The sequence below is a fragment of the Burkholderia sp. BCC0398 genome, from assembly GCF_902833245.1.
Lineage (GTDB): Bacteria > Pseudomonadota > Gammaproteobacteria > Burkholderiales > Burkholderiaceae > Burkholderia > Burkholderia sola.
Map to the genome: position 1 here is coordinate 1 of NZ_CADFEM010000022.1, position 15,650 is coordinate 15,650.

The window sequence follows — 15,650 nt, forward strand, 5'->3', positions numbered from 1 at the left end:
AAGCAAGGGCTGCTGTCCAGAGAACACTTCTCGGTCGATGGCACGCTGATCCAGGCTTGGGCCAGCCACAAGAGCTTCCGGCCCAAGGACGGTTCGGACGATCCGCCAGCCGGCGGTGGCCGCAATGTCGACACCGACTGGAAGGGCAAGCGGCGCAGCAACGACACGCATGAATCGAGCACCGATCCGGATGCGCGCCTGTTCCGCAAGGGGCGGCAAAGCGGAGCCATCCTTTGTTATCAGGGGCACATCCTGATGGAGAACCGCTCGGGCTTGGTGGTCGGCGCAGTGGTCAGCCACGCTGATGGTTTCGGCGAACGCGCGAGTGCGTTGCGCCTGCTCGATTGCGTGCCGGGTCGTCACGCCAAGACGCTCGGCGCCGACAAGGGTTACGACATGCGCGACTTTGTGCGGGATTGCCGAGCGCGCAAAGTGACGCCACACGTCGCGCGCAACGACACGCATCAAGGCGGCAGTGCGATCGACGGCCGCACCTCGCGGCACGCCGGTTATGGCATTAGCCAAGTGATTCGCAAACGCATCGAAGAGCACTTCGGCTGGGGCAAGACCGTCGGCAGGATTCGACAGACCGCGTATCGCGGCCTCAAACGGGTCGACCAGCACTTCAAGCTGACGATGCTGGCGAGCAATCTGACTCGAATGGCGCGAATGCTGACGGTGGTGCCGCCGCAAGGAGCGGTGCAATGAGCCGCCCAAGCGCGGCCGTCGTACGGCAACGCGCCGGCTGGATCGCTCGCGAACGGTCCAGCTTCGGCGATTCGTTGGCAACTCGGCAGCCAAGCGCATACGAAATCCTTTTAAACAGTGCCCCAGTCATCAAAGCGAGGCGCTTTTCAACAGCCTGCTAGTGAGGGGCGACGGACTACCGACCGGATTTTGTTTGCAACACCGGCTCTTGTCTGAACGCTCGCCGAAACAGATTCAATTGCGTCTCAAACATTCCAACACCCAACCCATCCCAACAAAATCAAATAGTTACGAACAAATCCAGATCAAATTTCGTTTCCAAACGCCCACTGCTGGCCATGCAAACCGCCGCCTCCGTCTGTCAGCAAGATGAAGCTTCTTTACGTTACGGAATCAGTTGATAGTCGACACCGCGCTCGCGGATCGCGGGCGGTTCGCGTTCGTGATGGGGTGAATGGCCGTCGAATGACAGCCGGCGGTACGGCGGCGCAGCGGTATGACGGTACGCGTTGCCGCCACCGGCGTGATGGGAATCGCGATGTTTGGATGGCGCCGCGATTGCGACGCATCGTGCAAGACGGATCGTTCCAGCAGGCAACGAGCGTGCCGGCCACGTGCTCAGCACGCGATGCGATCGCGTGCCACGCCACTGGCGTGACACGCGTCCTCCGTTACAACGCAGCGATCCGCCGGCGGAAATGTTCGGTACCGGCGACGATCTTGTCGAGCACCGCGTCGAGCGCCCAGAAGCGTTCGCGCACGTCGTAGTCGATCGCCCGGCACTTGATCGACCCGAACGTGCCGATCCGCTGGTGATACAGCTTCGCGAGCGCCGGGTAGCCCAGCGCCTCCGAGACCGCCGAGACGACGAGGAACGTCGACAGTTCGTCGGCGAGCGCCGGATTCGACTCGCCTTGCGTGCGCAACCACCGGTAGAGATCGGGATGGAAGTTCGTGAACACGCCGTTGAAACCGGCGGAGCCGGCCTTCATCGCGTCCCACGCGATCGCGGCGTTCGCGTTCAGGATCTTCAGCGGCGATCCCTCGGCAAGCGCGACGCGCCGCTTCACCGTCGCGAGATCGCAGCTCACGTCCTTCAGCATCACGAACCGACCCGTGTCGATGCACGCGCGCAGTTCGTCATCCGACAGAAGCCGCCGGTAAGGCGCCGGACATTCGTACAGGCCGAGCGGGAGATCCGACGGCAGTCGCGCGAGCAACCGGTGCAGATGGTCGAGCAACGCGGCGCTGCCCTTGCGTTGCGGATCGAGCCGGTTGGTCACGAGCACGACGCCCTGCGCGCCCGATTCGGCCGCCGCGCACAGTTCGGCGACCTGCGCGTCGAGATCGTCGCTGATGTGGCCCGACGCGACGACCGGCACGCGCCCGGCCACGCGCTCGACCACGAAGCGCGCGAGCGCCGCGCGTTCGGCCAGGCTCAGGAACTGCATCTCGCTCGATTGCGCGACCGCGAACAACGCATCCGAACCGTGCGCCAGATACCATTCGATGAGCCGCTCGAGCCCGGCGTAGTCGATCGCGCCGGCGTCGTCGAACGGCGTCAGCATCACCGGCACGATCCCCTCGATGGTCACGTTCGATTGCTGCGGATGTTGCATCGGTTTCTCCTTCCTTCAGTGAATGCGAATGCAGGCTGCACGATCACGCCGGCAACGGTCCGGGCGCGGCGTTCGCGGCCTGTTCGGGAATCGGCTTGCGCACGAGCAGCAGATAGGCCATCGCGCCGGCGAACGCGATCGCCGCCGCGGTGAGCAGCGCGGGCACGAACGACCACTTCTGCGCAATGATGCCGGTCAGGATCGGCGCCAGCGCACCGCCGATGAAGCCGCCGAAATTCTGGATTGCGCCGAGCGACGCGATGCGGCTCGGCGGTGCGGCCGCCGTCGCGAGCGCCCACGAGCACGCCGACGCCGCGTTCGCGAGAAAGATCACGACCGAAATGCATGCGAGCGCAACCGTATTGCTCTGCACGAGCGCGGCCGGAATCGTGAACGCGACCATTCCGAGCATCGCGGCCACCACCGCGTTGCGCCGGCTCACGACCGGCGACCGGCTGCGGCGCGTGACGAAATCCGACAGCCAGCCGGCGACGAGCGAACCGACGAACCCGCACAGGAACGGCACCGATGCGGCGAATCCGGTACGAATCAGGCTCATGTGCCGCTCCATCGTCAGGTAGCCCGGCAGCCAGGTGAGGTACACCCAGTTCAGGTACACGGAACCGAAGAAGCCGATCAGCATCCCCCAGGTCGTGCCGTGCGAGAACAGGCTGCGCCATTCGACGAAGGTCAGTTTCGGCGCGGCGGCGACGCTTTGCGCATCGGCATCGAGATAATTGCGCTCGGCGGTAGATAGTTGTGCGCGCACCGGATCGCGATACAGCGCGAACCACACGACGGCGACGACGAGACCGAGCGCCCCGGTCACGACGAACGCCCAGCGCCAATGGAACGAGGCCACGAGAACCGACAGCAGCAGCGGCGCGAGCGCGGTACCGAGCGGCGACGCGGCATTGAAAATGCCGGTCGGCGTGCCGCGCGCCCGCAGCGGAAACCAGTTGCTCACCACGCGCGCGGCCGACGGGAATTGCGGCGCCTCGCCGATGCCGAGCACGATGCGCGCGACGATGAACCACCCGAACGTGGACACGAGGCCGCCCGACGCCTGCGCGAACGACCAGACGATCAGCCCGATGCCGAGCAGCCGGCGCGGGCCGATGCGGTCGACCAGCCCGCCGACCGGAAACTGGCACAGCGCATAGCTCCATGAGAAGGCCGACAGCAGCAGCCCCATCTGCGCGAGCGACAAGCCGAGATCGCCGCGGATCGCCGAACTTGCGACGGCCAGCGTGCCGCGATCGAGATAGTTGACGATCCCGCTCGCCATCAACAGCGCGAGCGCGATGCGTTGACCGCGCCGGATCCGGGGCGGCGCGTGCGGAACAGATGGGTTGTCGTTCATGTCGATTGTCTCCATGTCACTGATAGGGGCCGGGTTCGGCCGTTCCGTCGCATGCGGAATTCAGGTGTCCGACCGTATGACCTCGTCGCGCGTCGGGATCGACGTCTGCGCGCCGTGGCGCGTGACGCTGATCGCGGCCGCCCGCTGGCCGAAGCCGATTGCGTCGTCCATCGACGCGCCGCCGGCCCGCGCGGCTGCAAACCCGCCGACGAACGTGTCGCCGGCCGCGGTCGTATCCACGGCCGCCACCGCGATCGCGCGATGATGGCCGCTGCCTGCGCTGCCGCGCCAGCAGACGCCGCGCGCGCCGAGCGTGACCAGCACGTTGCCGGCGCCCTTCGCGCACAGCGCCTCGGCGGCGCGCGCGGCCGACGCGTCGTCCCCGACGGCGATGCCGGTCAGCGACTCGGCCTCGGTTTCATTGACGACGAGATAGTCGACCCGCGCCAGCAATGCATCGAAGAGCGGCTGCGCGGGCGCGGGATTGAGCAGCACCGGCGTGTGATGCGCGGCGGCGCAGGCAATCGCGCGCGCCACGGTGGCGACCGGCACTTCGAGCTGGCACACGAGCAGCGCGGCCTCGGCGATCGCGTCGCGCGCCGCGTCGATCCGGTCGGCATCGACGCACGCGTTCGCGCCCGGCACGACGACGATGCTGTTCGCGCCGCCGTCGTCGACCGTGATCGTCGCGACGCCGGTCGCCGTGCCGCCGATCCGGTGCAGGTGCGTCACGTCGATGCGCTCCGCCGCCAGCGCGGCGTGCAGGCGCCCGCCGAACGCGTCGTCGCCGACGCAGCCGATCATCGCGACCGACGCGCCGAGGCGCGCGGCCGCCACCGCCTGGTTCGCGCCCTTGCCGCCGTGAACGGTCTCGAACGTCGTGCCGAGCAGCGTCTCGCCCGGCACCGGCAGGCGCGGCGCGCGCGTGACGAGATCGATGTTGACGCTGCCGACGACGGCGATACGCGGTGACGGGATGCCGTTCATTGCTTGATGTAACCGCTTACATTTGCGATCGACAAAATGACCGAAAAGGCCGTCGTCTCGAAAAATTTCGCCATACGGATTGGAAAAGTGTCTGACATAATAGGGAATCAGCAGCAAGATAGCGCTTACATTCTGGCAGGCTCGATCGAGAATGCAAGCGGGCCATCATGAATCGAGGGTAAACAATGACGCCAATGACGCTTCTGACGGCACACGGCAGCGGCACGGTCGCCACGTGCGGAGGCAACCGATGAGCACGCCCCGCGCACGCCGCGGCAGCGGCCGCTCGGTGCTCGGCGACGTCGCGAAACTGGCCGGCGTGTCGACCGCGACCGTCTCGCGCGTGTACAACGATCCCGGCAAGGTGTCGGCCGACGTGCAGCAGCGCGTGCGCGACGCGGCGCTCGCACTGAACTGGATCCCGAATGCGGCCGGCCGCGCGCTCGCGTCCACGCGCACCCACATCACGGGCGCGATCATTCCGACCCTCGACGATCAGGTGTTTGCGTCGCAGGTCGCCGGCATGCAGACGGTCATGGCCGAGCACGGCATCACGCTGTTCCTCGGCTGCTCGAACTACGACCCCGCGCAGGCGCTCGCGCAGGTGCGCGCGATGCTGTCGCGCGGCGTCGAAGCGGTGTCGCTGGTCGGCGAAGCGTATCCGCCGGAACTGTTCGAACTCCTTGCGATGCATCGCGTGCCGTACGTCGTCACGTATGCGTACCGCGACGACAGCCCGCACTGCTGCATCGGCTTCGACAACCGCGCGGCGTTCGCGCGGCTCACCACGCACCTGCTCGATCTCGGTCATCGCGATTTCGCGATCATCATGCAGCCGTCGACAGACAACGACCGCGTGCAGGCCCGGCTGCGCGGCATTCACGACACGCTGGCCGCGCACGGGCTCGCGGTGCGCCCCGTGCATCAGCACGAAGGCGCGGCCACGATCGCGTTCGGGCGCGCGAGCCTGCGCGCGATCGCCAGCAGCGACGCGGCGACGCGGCCGACCGCCGTGATCTGCGGCAACGACGCGCTCGCGCTAGGCGCGCTGCTCGAAGCGCAGGCGCTCGGCATCGACGTGCCCGCGCAGTTGTCGATCACCGGGTTCGACGACATCGCGCTCGCGCGCGAGATCCAGCCGCCGCTGACGACGATGTGGGTCGACACCGACGCGATCGGGCGTCAAGCCGCGCATGCGTTGCTCGACGCGCTCGAAAACGGCGCCACGGGGTCCGGCCATGCGGTCCAGCCCGAGTTGCGCATACGGGAATCGGCGGCGCCGCCGGCGCGGACGCAGGCGCGCGCGGCGCGGAAGAACAAGACGTAGCGGGGCAGCGCCCTGTTTACTGCATCACGTCGATCGGCAGCGTCTTGTCGAGATTGTCGTGCCACGCGTTGATCGTCTTCGGCACCGTTTTCTTCCACGCGGGCACGTTCGAGTAGTAACGCATCCGGACGTTGTTCTTCGCATCGAACACGAGCAGCCCGATCCACAGATCGGTGCCGCGGCGCATCACGATCGCCGCGTTCGTCGTCGCGATGCCGCGCACCCAGTACAACGTCACGTGTGCGTTGAGGCCATCGAGGTCCTTCTCGTCGGCGCTGAGATTGACCACGTCGACGAGCGTCTGATAGTCGGCGCCGAGCAGTTTGTGCGCGGCCGCGTTCTGCTGTGCGTCCGCGACGACCTTGAGGCTCAGCAGGTCGGCCGGCGGCTTTGACTGCGACTGCGCGGCGGTCACGTAGTTGCCTGCGTACATGACGCCCATACCCGCGTCGCAATCGACATCGGCACCCTGCTGCGTGACGCGGATGCGTCCGCCCTTCCGGTCGAAGTCAAGCCGGCATTTGTCCCGGCGATAGGTTCCGCTGTCACCGTGCAGCACGATGTTGCCGTCGAGCCCGCCATCATGGGCGCCGTTGTTGGCGCTCAACTCGAAATGCAGGCGCGGCACCGTGCCGGTAAACGTCAGCACACCGCCGAACGATGGGTTGTCGCTGTCGAGATACCACGTCTGCTGCCAGCGATCGGCGGCCAGCGGCATGCCGTTCAGGCTCGCGAGCCGTTCGCGGTAGCGGTCGCCCAGGCACGACGCATCGCTGCCGCACTGGTCGCGTTGCTTGAGCCACTTCAATTGCGCGGCCTTCAGCGCGGCCGTATCGCCGCCCTTCGCGAGCGCCCGCTTCCACGCCGTCGACAAATCGCCGTCGAGCTTCGATAGTGTGGTGTCCGTACAGATCCTTTTCTCGGTCGGCGACGCGGCCTTCGCGCAGTCGAAGCCGGCCGCATGCGTGACGTGCGGCAGCAGCGTCAGCAACACGGCCGCCGCGACGGATAACAGGTACGTGCTCCGCTTGCCGCTTGCGCAACGTGCAGCGTGCGCGCGCGGATTCGATCGGTTGTGAATGGTCATCGGCTTGATCGTCGCTGGGTCGCGCATCCGTAGAAGCTACGTGCACGCGACATTCGAGGTAAAAACGCCCGGCCCGGCATGCGACGCACGGCGCCGCCCGGCGAAGCGTAACCCGAATGCGCGACGCCGATCAATCGACGTTCGATGTTGTCGCAACTATCTCGACGCCCGCGCCGCAGTGCACGATACCGTCGCGCAGCGCAGCTTTCGTCGCGCGATCGACGATCCCGATGAACACGATCGCGCGAGCGCCGTCACCCCTGATCGGCCCGCCGTCTTCCATCGACGAGAACCGGATGCGCCGCAACCTGCCACACACGTCTGGCAATCGCACCGGCTGCATCGGCCACGCACATGACGCCTTTCGCGCGCAGGACGAGACGAGCCGGCAATGACGTCAGCCGTCGAACGGCACCAGCTCATAACTCGTGCTCCGCCCGCCGGACGCCGAGCGCCGCAACATGCGCTGCTCGACGAGCGCCGTGATGTCGCGCAGCGCCGTGTCTTGCGAGCATTTCGCGAGAGCGGCCCACTTGGTGGTCGTCAGCTTCCCTTCGAAGCCGTCGAGCAGGCGATTCATGACCTTGACCTGGCGTTCGTTCAGCGCGACGCCCGCGCATCGCTGCCAGAAGCGCGCCTTGATCAGCACCGCATCGAGCGTCGTGTGCGCATGATCGATGGCTCGACCCAGCGTGTCCAGAAACCACGCGAGCCACTCGGTGACGTCGAGCGAGCCGCGCTGCGTGCGCTCCAGCACGTCGTAATACGCGTTGCGCTCGCGCTGGATCTGCGCGGACAGGCTGTAGAAACGCTGCGGGCTTCGATCCGCGCGCGCCAGCACCAGATCGCCGAGCGCGCGCGCGATACGACCGTTGCCGTCGTCGAACGGGTGGAGCGTGACGAACCACAGATGGGCGAGCCCGGCCCGGATCAGCAACGGCTCGGCCGGCGGCGCGTTGAGCCACGCGAGAAAGCGCTCGATCTCGTGCGTCAGGCGTACGGCCGGCGGCGCCTCGAAATGCACGCGCTGCCGGCCGATCGGCCCGGAGACCACCTGCATCGGCCCGCTCGCATCCGTGCGCCATTCGCCGACCGTGATCCGCGACAGCCCCGAATAGCCGGTCGGAAACAGCGCGGCATGCCACCCGAACAGCCGCGCTTCGGTGACCGGTGCGGCCGAATGGGTCGTCGCATCCAGCACCATGTCGACGACGCCTTCGACGTGGCGATCGACCGGCGCCAGCGCGCCGATGTCGACCCCGAGCCGGCGCGCGATCGACGACCGGACCGATGCGACATTCAGGTTCTCGCCCTCGATCGCGCTGGTCTTGACGACGTCCTCCGTCAGCGCGGCCAGGCTCGCCTCGTCGCGCAATGTCAGGCCGACATCCGCCAGTCGGCCGACCAGCATGCCTTGCGCACGGCTGACGTCGGCAAGCGGCGCGGCGAGGGCCGGAAGGTCGAAGCGCCATGCCGGCCAGTCGGCCGATTCCCAGATGAAGGTGTAATCTCCGCTCATGATGCGGAGATTATCCACCCATTCGCCGCAGCACTCAATAATCTCCGCAAATTCTGCAGAGATTACGCGCCCCATTCACTGCACGCGGCCGGCTACCGTACCCGGCCCGCCGCGCTCGCCTCCGCCCCGGCCGGCTCCCCGAGCCGTTCCGCGAGAAACCCGATGAACGTGCGCAGCGTGACGAACCCTTCCCGGTGCTGCGGAAACACCGCATTGAGCGTGATCGGCGGCGGCACGTACGCGTCGAGCACCGGTACGAGCGCGCCGCTGTCGAGCGCCGCGCCGACGATGAAGTGCGGCAGCAGCGCGATGCCGAGCCCCGCGATCGCGGCGTCGCGCACCACTTCGCCGTTGTTCGCGACGAGCGGCCCCTGCACGTCGAACGTGCGCGCCGCGCCGTCGACGCGGAACTCCCAGCCGACCCGCCGCTCGCGCCCGTACAGCACGCACGTGTGGCCGGCAAGATCGGCCGGCGTCTGCGGCGTGCCGTGCCGCTTCAGGTAAGCGAGGCTCGCGCACGCGATCATCCGCCACGCGCCGAGCGGACGCGCGATCAGCGTCGAATCCTCGAGCGAGCCGATCCGCAGCACGAGGTCGAAACCCTCGCCGATCAGGTCGACGCGCCGGTCGGTCAGGTCGAGGTTCAGCCGCACGGCCGGGTGCGCGGACAGGAATTCGGCAATCAGCGGCGACACGTGCGTGATCCCGAACGACAGCGGCGCGCTGATCTTCAGCGAACCATGCAGCTCGGTGCTGCGCACCGACATCGCCTGCTCGGCGTCGGCGATCTCCGCGAGGATCCGCTGCGCGCGCGCATAAAACTCCTGCCCCGATTCGGTCACCGCGAGATTGCGGGTATTGCGATGCAGCAGCCGCACGCCGAGCGACGCCTCCAGCGCCATCGTGCGCCGGCTGACGAACTGCTTGGACAGCATCAGCTGATCGGCCGCCGCCGTGAAACTGCCTGCGTCGACGGTCGCGACGAAGATCCTCAGGTCGTTGAGTTCCATATTGTCCACTCCAGAGCGACAGTCATTATCTCTGCAGCGATTTATTTGTCAAATCGATTGACCTAAGATTCATCTCAACGAACAGCCGAGCCCACTTCCGAGGTCCGGCGACTTCAAGGACAAAAAATCATGATCGATATCCGTGCAGCAAACCAACGTGGCCGTGCGGAGCATGGCTGGCTCAGCTCCCGTCATACGTTTTCGTTCGCGAATTACTACGATCCGAAGCAAGTCGGCTTCTCCGACTTGCTCGTGATCAACGACGACCGCGTCGCCCCGGGCCGCGGCTTCGGCACGCACCCGCACCGCGACATGGAAATCCTGTCGTACGTGCTCGACGGCGCGCTGGAACACAAGGACTCGATGGGCACCGGTTCGGTGATCGTGCCGGGCGACGTGCAACTGATGAGCGCCGGCACGGGCGTGCGCCACAGCGAGTTCAACCACTCGCCGGACACGCCGGTCCACTTCCTGCAGATCTGGGTCGGGCCGGCCGAAAAGGGCGCCGAGCCGCGCTATCAGCAGACGAATGTCGCGGCCGACGACAAGCGCGGCAAGCTCGCCCTCGTCGTGTCGCCGAACGGCGATGCCGGTTCGCTGAAGATCCGGCAGGACACCCGGATTTACGCGGGCCTGTTCGACGGCGACGAAAGCACTACGCTGGAACTTGATCCGAGCCGCTTTGCCTACGTGCACGTGGCGCGCGGCAGCGTGACGGTCAACGGCGTGACGCTCGGCGAAGGCGACGGCGCACGCATCCGCGGCGAACAGGCGCTGACGATCGCCGACGGCAAGGACGCCGAGGTGCTGGTGTTCGATCTGCGTCCGGTCGAAGTGACGGCCGAATGGGCGTGATGCCCGTTCGGGAAACCGGGCCCCGCTGACCGCGGGGCCCTTTTAATCGGAGATTCGCAACATGGCCAAGGTTCTCGTTCTGTACTACTCGTCCTACGGGCACGTCGAAACGATGGCGCAGCACATCGTCGAGGGTGCGAAATCGGTGCCCGGCGTCGAGGTCGCGCTCAAACGCGTGCCGGAAACGATCCCCGTCGATCAGGCCCGCGCGATCGGCGTGAAGGTCGACCAGGCCGCGCCGGTCGCCACGGTGGACGAACTCGCCGACTACGATGCGATCATCTTCGGCACGCCGACCCGCTTCGGCAACATGGCCGGCCAGATGCGCACGTTTCTCGACCAGACCGGCGGCTTATGGATGAAAGGCGCGCTCGTCGGCAAGATCGGCAGCGTGTTCGCGTCGACCGGCACGCAGCACGGCGGCCAGGAAACGACGATCACGTCGTTCCACACGACGCTGCTGCATCACGGGATGGTGATCGTGGGCGTGCCGTATGCGTGCAGCGGCCTCGTCAACATGAACGAAATCACCGGTGGCACGCCGTACGGCGCGACCACGCTCGCGGGCGCGGACGGCAGCCGCCAGCCGAGCGCGAACGAACTCGACATCGCGCGCTACCAGGGCAAGCACGTGGCGGAACTCGCGAGCAAGCTCGCGTCGTAACGCGGCGGGCTCGCGGGCCCGCCGTCCTGCTGTCCCGCCCTTCCGCAGATGAACGAACGGCGCCGGTTCGACCGGCGCCGTTCGTGCTGTGCCACGCGTTCGACCGTTACTGGCCCGAAGCCGGCGCGGCCGGCGCCGCGTTCGTCGCGGGCGCCTTCTGCACGGCATTCTGCGGATAGTTGCTCTGATCGCCGGTCAACCGGTAGCCGCTGCCGGTGCCGATCGCCTTCAGGTCCGACGCGTGCCGCGCGCGGGCCGCCTTGCGCGCCGCCTTCTTCTGCGCCTTGGCGAGCTGCTTCTGCGTCGGCGCGGACGCCGCCGCGTCCTGCGCGTATGCCGCCGGCGCGGCGGTCAACGACAGACCGAACGACGCCGCTACTGCTACTGCCACCGAAACCACGCGAGACTGCTTCATGGCCGATCTCCTTGTCGATTGTTGAGTGTGGGTCGGACACCGGCGTGCACGCGATGGCTTGCGACAACGGCGCCGATGCAACGTTAGCCGATCGGCGCGCAAATGTCCGTGTGCGTTCCTGAATTGTCCTGATAACGTCAACGATACATGCGCGCCGGGTGCGCCGCCCTTTCGGCGTGCCGTCCGCGCCATCGGGGAAACCGATACCCGGGGCGGGCGCGGGCCGACGCTCAGATCCAGCGCGACAGCACCGGCAGCAGGACCGGTACGACGAATGCCGTCAGCACGCCGTTCAGCCCCATTCCGAGCCCGGCGAACGCGCCGGCTTCCTCGCTGACCTGGAACGCGCGCGCGGTGCCGATCCCGTGCGACGCGACGCCGAGCGCGAAGCCGCGCACGGCCGGCTCGTCGATCCGCAGCAGATTGAGGATGCCGCGCGCGCACACCGCGCCGAAGATCCCGGTCGAGATCACGAGCACGGCGGTGAGCGACGGAATGCCGCCGATCTCGGCGGCGACGGCCATCGCGATCGGCGTCGTCGCCGATTTCGGCGCGAGCGACGCGATCGTCTGGTGCGACGCCCCGAACAGCGCGGCGATGCCGACCGTCGACACGATCGCCGTCAGCGAACCCGCGAGCAGGCCGACGAGCAGCGGCAGCGCGCTGCGCCGCAGCTTCGACCACTGGCGGTACAGCGGCAGCGCGAGCGCGACGGTCGCGGGGCCGAGCAGGAAATGGACGAACTGCGCACCTTCGAAATACGTCGGATACGGCGTATGCGTGAGCGTCAGCAGCACGACGATCATCGCGACCGCGATCAGCACCGGATTCGCGAGCGGATTGAAACGCGCCCGCGCATAGACGGCCTGCGCGAACAGATACGCGACCAGCGTGATGGTCAGGCCGAGCAGCGGGCTCGCGGCGAGATAGACCCAGATCGCGCCAAGCTTCGGGAACGCCGTCATTGCGCGCCCTCCGCGGTGCCGCCCGCGCGGCGCTGGCGCCGCAGCAACGCGCGCGTGACGAGCGCCGTCACCGCGATCGCGAGCGTGGTGCTGACGGCCAGCGCGACGACGACCGCGGCCGCGTCGCCGCGCACGCGGTCGGCCGACACCATGATGCCGACGCCGGCCGGCACGAACAGCAGCGACAGGTGACGCAACAGCTCGAGCGCGGTCGGCTCGATCGCATCGGCCGCCTGCGGGCGCAGCATCACGAAGCCGAACAGCAGCAGCATGCCGATCACGGGGCCCGGCACCGGCAAGCCGAACAGATAAGACACGCCTTCCCCGAGACACTGGAAGATCAGCAAGACCGCGAACGCCTGCAACATGAACCGCTTCTCCCGAACGTGGCCGCGCTGCCGTGCAAGCGCGGCCGATGAGCCGGCGGCTGGCGACGCCGGCGTGAACGATACGCGCGATCGTACCAACAATGCCGGCGGCCGGGCGCGATTGGGTGATCGACACGCTGCCGGGCATGAACGAAACGCCCGCACGCAAAAACGGCGGGCAACGTGCCCGCCGTCCTGTCGTTCAAGTTCGAATGACCGTCGACCGCGTTACTTCAGCCGCGTCGCGATTTCATTGGCCATCGCCTTCGTCGCGGCCTTCGTCGGCGCATCGTCGGCCAGCGCGTTCAGCAGGCCGAAATCATGGATCGTGCCGTCGTAGCGCGTGGTCGTCGCGTCCACGCCGGCCGCGTCGAGCTTGCGGCCGTACGCTTCGCCTTCGTCACGCAACACGTCGAACTGCGCGACCTGGATCAGCGCGGGCGGCAGCCCCTTCAACTGCGCGACGCTCGCGCGCAGCGGCGATGCGTAGATCTCGTTGCGTTGCGCTTCGTTCTTCGTATAGGCGTCCCAGAACCACTTCATCAGCGGCCGCGTCAGGAAGTGGCCTTGCTGATACGCGTTGTACGAACCCGTGTTGAAATTGTGGTCCGTGACCGGCCACATCAGCCCCTGGAAGCGGATCGCGGGGCCGCCCTTGTCCTTCGCCATCAGCGCGACGACGGCCGACATGTTCCCACCGACGCTGTTGCCGACCACCGCGAGGCGGCTGCCGTCGACGCCGATCTCCGCGCCGTGCGCGGCCACCCACTTCGTCGCCGCATACGCCTGGTTGATCGCGACCGGATAACGCGCTTCCGGCGACGGCGTGTAGTTCACGAATACCGCGACGGCGCCCGACTGCACGACGAGATCGCGCACGAGGCGCTCGTGCGTCGGGAAATCGCCGAGCACCCAGCCGCCGCCGTGGATGAACACGAATACCGGCAGCGTGCCCGTCACGCCTTGCGGGCGCACGATCGTGACCGGCACCGACAGGCCGTCCTGTTCGATCGTGCGGTTCGACACGTCGATGCCGGACAGATCGACCTTCACGCCGTTCTGCGCGTCGACCAGCACCTGGCGCGCCTTCGCGGGGCTCAACGTTTCGAGGCCCGGGCCCTTCTGGCCGTTCAGCGCGGCGAGGAACGCGCTCGTCTTCGCATCGGGACCGACGGCATCGGCGGCGAACGCGGCAGGCGCGGTGGACAGGGCGGCTGCAACGGCGGCGGCGATCAGCAGCGGCTTGACGATCTTCATGGTGCGACTCCTTGGTCGAATCTTCGAATGGCGATGAATGGTTGGCAGTGCGACTTATTGGACGAGCGTGAGCGTAACGTCGATGTTGCCGCGCGTCGCGTTCGAGTACGGGCAGACGACGTGCGCGCGATCGATCAGCGTTTGCGCGATGTCGCGATCGAGGCCCGGCAACGAGATCTTCAGCTCGACTTCGATGCCGAAGCCGTTCGGGATCGCGCCGATGCCGACGCTGCCTTCGATCGCCGCGTCCGCGGGGATCGCGATCTTGTCGCGCGCCGCGACGAACTTCATCGCGCCGATGAAGCACGCGCTGTAGCCGGCGGCGAACAGTTGTTCGGGGTTCGCGCCCGCACCGCCCGCGCCGCCGAGCTCGCGCGGCGTGGTCAGCTTCAGGTCGAGGCCGCTTTCGGGCACCGTCGCACGGCCGTCGCGGCCGCCGGTGGCTTTTGCATGGGCGCGGTACAGCACTTTTTCGATCGACATGACAGACTCCTTTTCAGCAAGTGAATGAAACACCCTTCGAACCGGGGACGGCGTGCCGGCGGATTCCGCATCGGCGTCGCATTTGTTTATCTACTCATAGATAGACAAACATCCCCAAAAAATGCAGCCGAATGATCCCGCCTGCGTCAGATTATCTATCTACTACATGATAGACAACGAGATTCAATAAAAAGGCGGCGAACCGCCTCCCTGCTTGCGCCGTCCGTCAGGACCGCGTTTTCCAGACGGACTCGACGTCCTCGAGACGCGCCCGCGTGTGAAACAACCGGCTGGCCAGCACGCTGCCCTGGAACGCCGCATACAACGTGCGCGCCGCGGTTTCCGGCTCGCCGCTGAACTGCAGCGTGCCTTCCTTCGCGCCTTGCGCGAGCAATTCCGCAAGCCAGCTTTCGTTGGCCTTGAAGAACGCCTGCACGGCCTGCCGCACGTTCTCCGGCAAGGTTTCGATGTCGGACGCGAGCATCCCGCACAGACAGATCAAATTGCCGTCGCCGAGCGTGCGGCCGAACATCTTCGTGTACAGGCTCAGCTTCACGTCGGCCGGCAACGCCGGATCGATCGCCCGCACGGCCGCGAGGACTTCGTCGCTGTAGGCCGCCACCGCTTCCAGCACGAGATCGTCTTTTGACGGGAAGTAGTAGTGGATGCTCGACGTCTTCACGCCCACCAGGTCGGACAGGTCTCGATAGCTGAAGCCGTTGTAACCGCGCTGCATCATCAACGTGATCGCGTGATCGAGAATCTGTTCGCGGACGGTCGGTTTCGTTTCCATGGATCGAACTTTATCTACTCGTAGATAGATAGTCAAGCGGTTTTTTCGGGACGCGTGCGATGAGCCTTCGCGCGAGCCCGATGCGCAGGTCCGGCGCCATTCTCGCGGCCGGCCCGGCTTACAACCGGCCTGCAGCACGATCGAATCGATGCGACACTTGAAACCGGGCCGGGCGTCGCTCCGCGACGTCCATCGCCCGGACGGATGGGCGGGCACACGACGGATGGGCC

Annotated in this window: 16 protein-coding genes and 1 pseudogene; 5 read left to right on the top strand and 12 right to left on the bottom strand. The window is 66.8% G+C overall.

All coding sequences use genetic code 11. The features are described 5' to 3' along the window. Window positions 1-708 (top strand): annotated as a pseudogene (locus HWX76_RS33220) (IS5-like element ISButh6 family transposase); the annotation flags it as partial. 671 nt (window positions 709-1,379) lie between these two features. Here HWX76_RS33220 and HWX76_RS33225 read toward each other — a convergent pair. From HWX76_RS33225 to rbsK, 3 genes are read right to left on the bottom strand one after another with little or no spacing between them, the layout of a single operon-like run. Continuing rightward, the gene (locus tag HWX76_RS33225) at window positions 1,380-2,327 is read right to left on the bottom strand and encodes a dihydrodipicolinate synthase family protein (protein WP_124555142.1); all 948 of its coding nucleotides are present in this window, start codon (window positions 2,325-2,327) and stop codon (window positions 1,380-1,382) included. A gap of 43 nt (window positions 2,328-2,370) precedes the next feature. Then, window positions 2,371-3,690, bottom strand: a complete 1,320-nt coding sequence (locus tag HWX76_RS33230) for an MFS transporter (protein ID WP_050015698.1) — start codon at window positions 3,688-3,690, stop codon at window positions 2,371-2,373. Window positions 3,691-3,750: 60 nt separating this feature from the next. After that, window positions 3,751-4,677 carry a ribokinase gene (gene rbsK, locus HWX76_RS33235; RefSeq protein ID WP_176016942.1) on the bottom strand — a complete coding sequence of 309 codons (927 nt, stop codon included), beginning with the start codon at window positions 4,675-4,677 and terminating at the stop codon, window positions 3,751-3,753. Window positions 4,678-4,927: 250 nt separating this feature from the next. Here rbsK and HWX76_RS33240 point away from each other — a divergent pair, with 250 nt between their 5' ends. Next, complete coding sequence (locus tag HWX76_RS33240) at window positions 4,928-6,004, top strand: LacI family DNA-binding transcriptional regulator (RefSeq protein ID WP_050015578.1); 1,077 nt, start codon at window positions 4,928-4,930, stop codon at window positions 6,002-6,004. A gap of 16 nt (window positions 6,005-6,020) precedes the next feature. Here the strand turns inward: HWX76_RS33240 and HWX76_RS33245 are convergent, their stop codons facing one another. Then, the gene (locus tag HWX76_RS33245; protein WP_176016943.1) at window positions 6,021-7,091 is read right to left on the bottom strand and encodes a lysozyme inhibitor LprI family protein; all 1,071 of its coding nucleotides are present in this window, start codon (window positions 7,089-7,091) and stop codon (window positions 6,021-6,023) included. A gap of 116 nt (window positions 7,092-7,207) precedes the next feature. On the opposite strand from HWX76_RS33245, the gene HWX76_RS33250 reads away from it, so the two are divergent. Beyond that, window positions 7,208-7,486 carry a hypothetical protein gene (locus tag HWX76_RS33250; RefSeq protein ID WP_050015580.1) on the top strand — a complete coding sequence of 93 codons (279 nt, stop codon included), beginning with the start codon at window positions 7,208-7,210 and terminating at the stop codon, window positions 7,484-7,486. Window positions 7,487-7,488: 2 nt separating this feature from the next. Here HWX76_RS33250 and HWX76_RS33255 read toward each other — a convergent pair whose 3' ends face one another. Together HWX76_RS33255 and HWX76_RS33260 are read right to left on the bottom strand one after the other, a co-directional pair. Then, window positions 7,489-8,610: a Fic family protein gene (locus HWX76_RS33255; RefSeq protein WP_208458936.1), complete on the bottom strand. Its 1,122-nt coding sequence runs from the start codon at window positions 8,608-8,610 to the stop codon at window positions 7,489-7,491. Between the two features lie 92 nt (window positions 8,611-8,702). Beyond that, window positions 8,703-9,620 (bottom strand): LysR family transcriptional regulator, encoded by a 918-nt coding sequence (locus tag HWX76_RS33260; RefSeq protein ID WP_176016944.1) that lies wholly within the window; start codon window positions 9,618-9,620, stop codon window positions 8,703-8,705. Window positions 9,621-9,749: 129 nt separating this feature from the next. Here HWX76_RS33260 and HWX76_RS33265 point away from each other — a divergent pair, with 129 nt between their 5' ends. Together HWX76_RS33265 and wrbA are read left to right on the top strand one after the other, a co-directional pair. Beyond that, the gene (locus HWX76_RS33265) at window positions 9,750-10,475 is read left to right on the top strand and encodes a pirin family protein (protein ID WP_050015583.1); all 726 of its coding nucleotides are present in this window, start codon (window positions 9,750-9,752) and stop codon (window positions 10,473-10,475) included. Between the two features lie 61 nt (window positions 10,476-10,536). After that, window positions 10,537-11,139, top strand: a complete 603-nt coding sequence (wrbA, locus tag HWX76_RS33270) for an NAD(P)H:quinone oxidoreductase (protein ID WP_124592565.1) — start codon at window positions 10,537-10,539, stop codon at window positions 11,137-11,139. Between the two features lie 106 nt (window positions 11,140-11,245). On the opposite strand, the gene HWX76_RS33275 is transcribed toward wrbA, so the two are convergent. The 6 genes from HWX76_RS33275 to HWX76_RS33300 all read right to left on the bottom strand — a co-directional run bounded on the left by HWX76_RS33275 (window position 11,246) and on the right by HWX76_RS33300 (window position 15,420). Continuing rightward, window positions 11,246-11,554 (bottom strand): hypothetical protein, encoded by a 309-nt coding sequence (locus HWX76_RS33275; protein ID WP_050015587.1) that lies wholly within the window; start codon window positions 11,552-11,554, stop codon window positions 11,246-11,248. Window positions 11,555-11,784: 230 nt separating this feature from the next. After that, window positions 11,785-12,519 carry an LrgB family protein gene (locus HWX76_RS33280; RefSeq protein ID WP_176016945.1) on the bottom strand — a complete coding sequence of 245 codons (735 nt, stop codon included), beginning with the start codon at window positions 12,517-12,519 and terminating at the stop codon, window positions 11,785-11,787. Then, window positions 12,516-12,887 (bottom strand): CidA/LrgA family protein, encoded by a 372-nt coding sequence (locus HWX76_RS33285; protein ID WP_089490138.1) that lies wholly within the window; start codon window positions 12,885-12,887, stop codon window positions 12,516-12,518. Before HWX76_RS33285 ends, HWX76_RS33280 begins: the two co-directional genes overlap by 4 nt. Before the next feature lie 228 nt (window positions 12,888-13,115). After that, window positions 13,116-14,144 carry an alpha/beta hydrolase gene (locus HWX76_RS33290; protein WP_050015592.1) on the bottom strand — a complete coding sequence of 343 codons (1,029 nt, stop codon included), beginning with the start codon at window positions 14,142-14,144 and terminating at the stop codon, window positions 13,116-13,118. A gap of 54 nt (window positions 14,145-14,198) precedes the next feature. Beyond that, entirely contained in the window at window positions 14,199-14,627 is a 429-nt protein-coding gene (locus HWX76_RS33295; protein ID WP_050015594.1) for an organic hydroperoxide resistance protein, read from the bottom strand. Window positions 14,628-14,853: 226 nt separating this feature from the next. After that, window positions 14,854-15,420, bottom strand: coding sequence for a TetR/AcrR family transcriptional regulator (locus HWX76_RS33300; protein ID WP_050015596.1), 567 nt, complete (start codon window positions 15,418-15,420; stop codon window positions 14,854-14,856). Window positions 15,421-15,650: the final 230 nt, after the last annotated feature.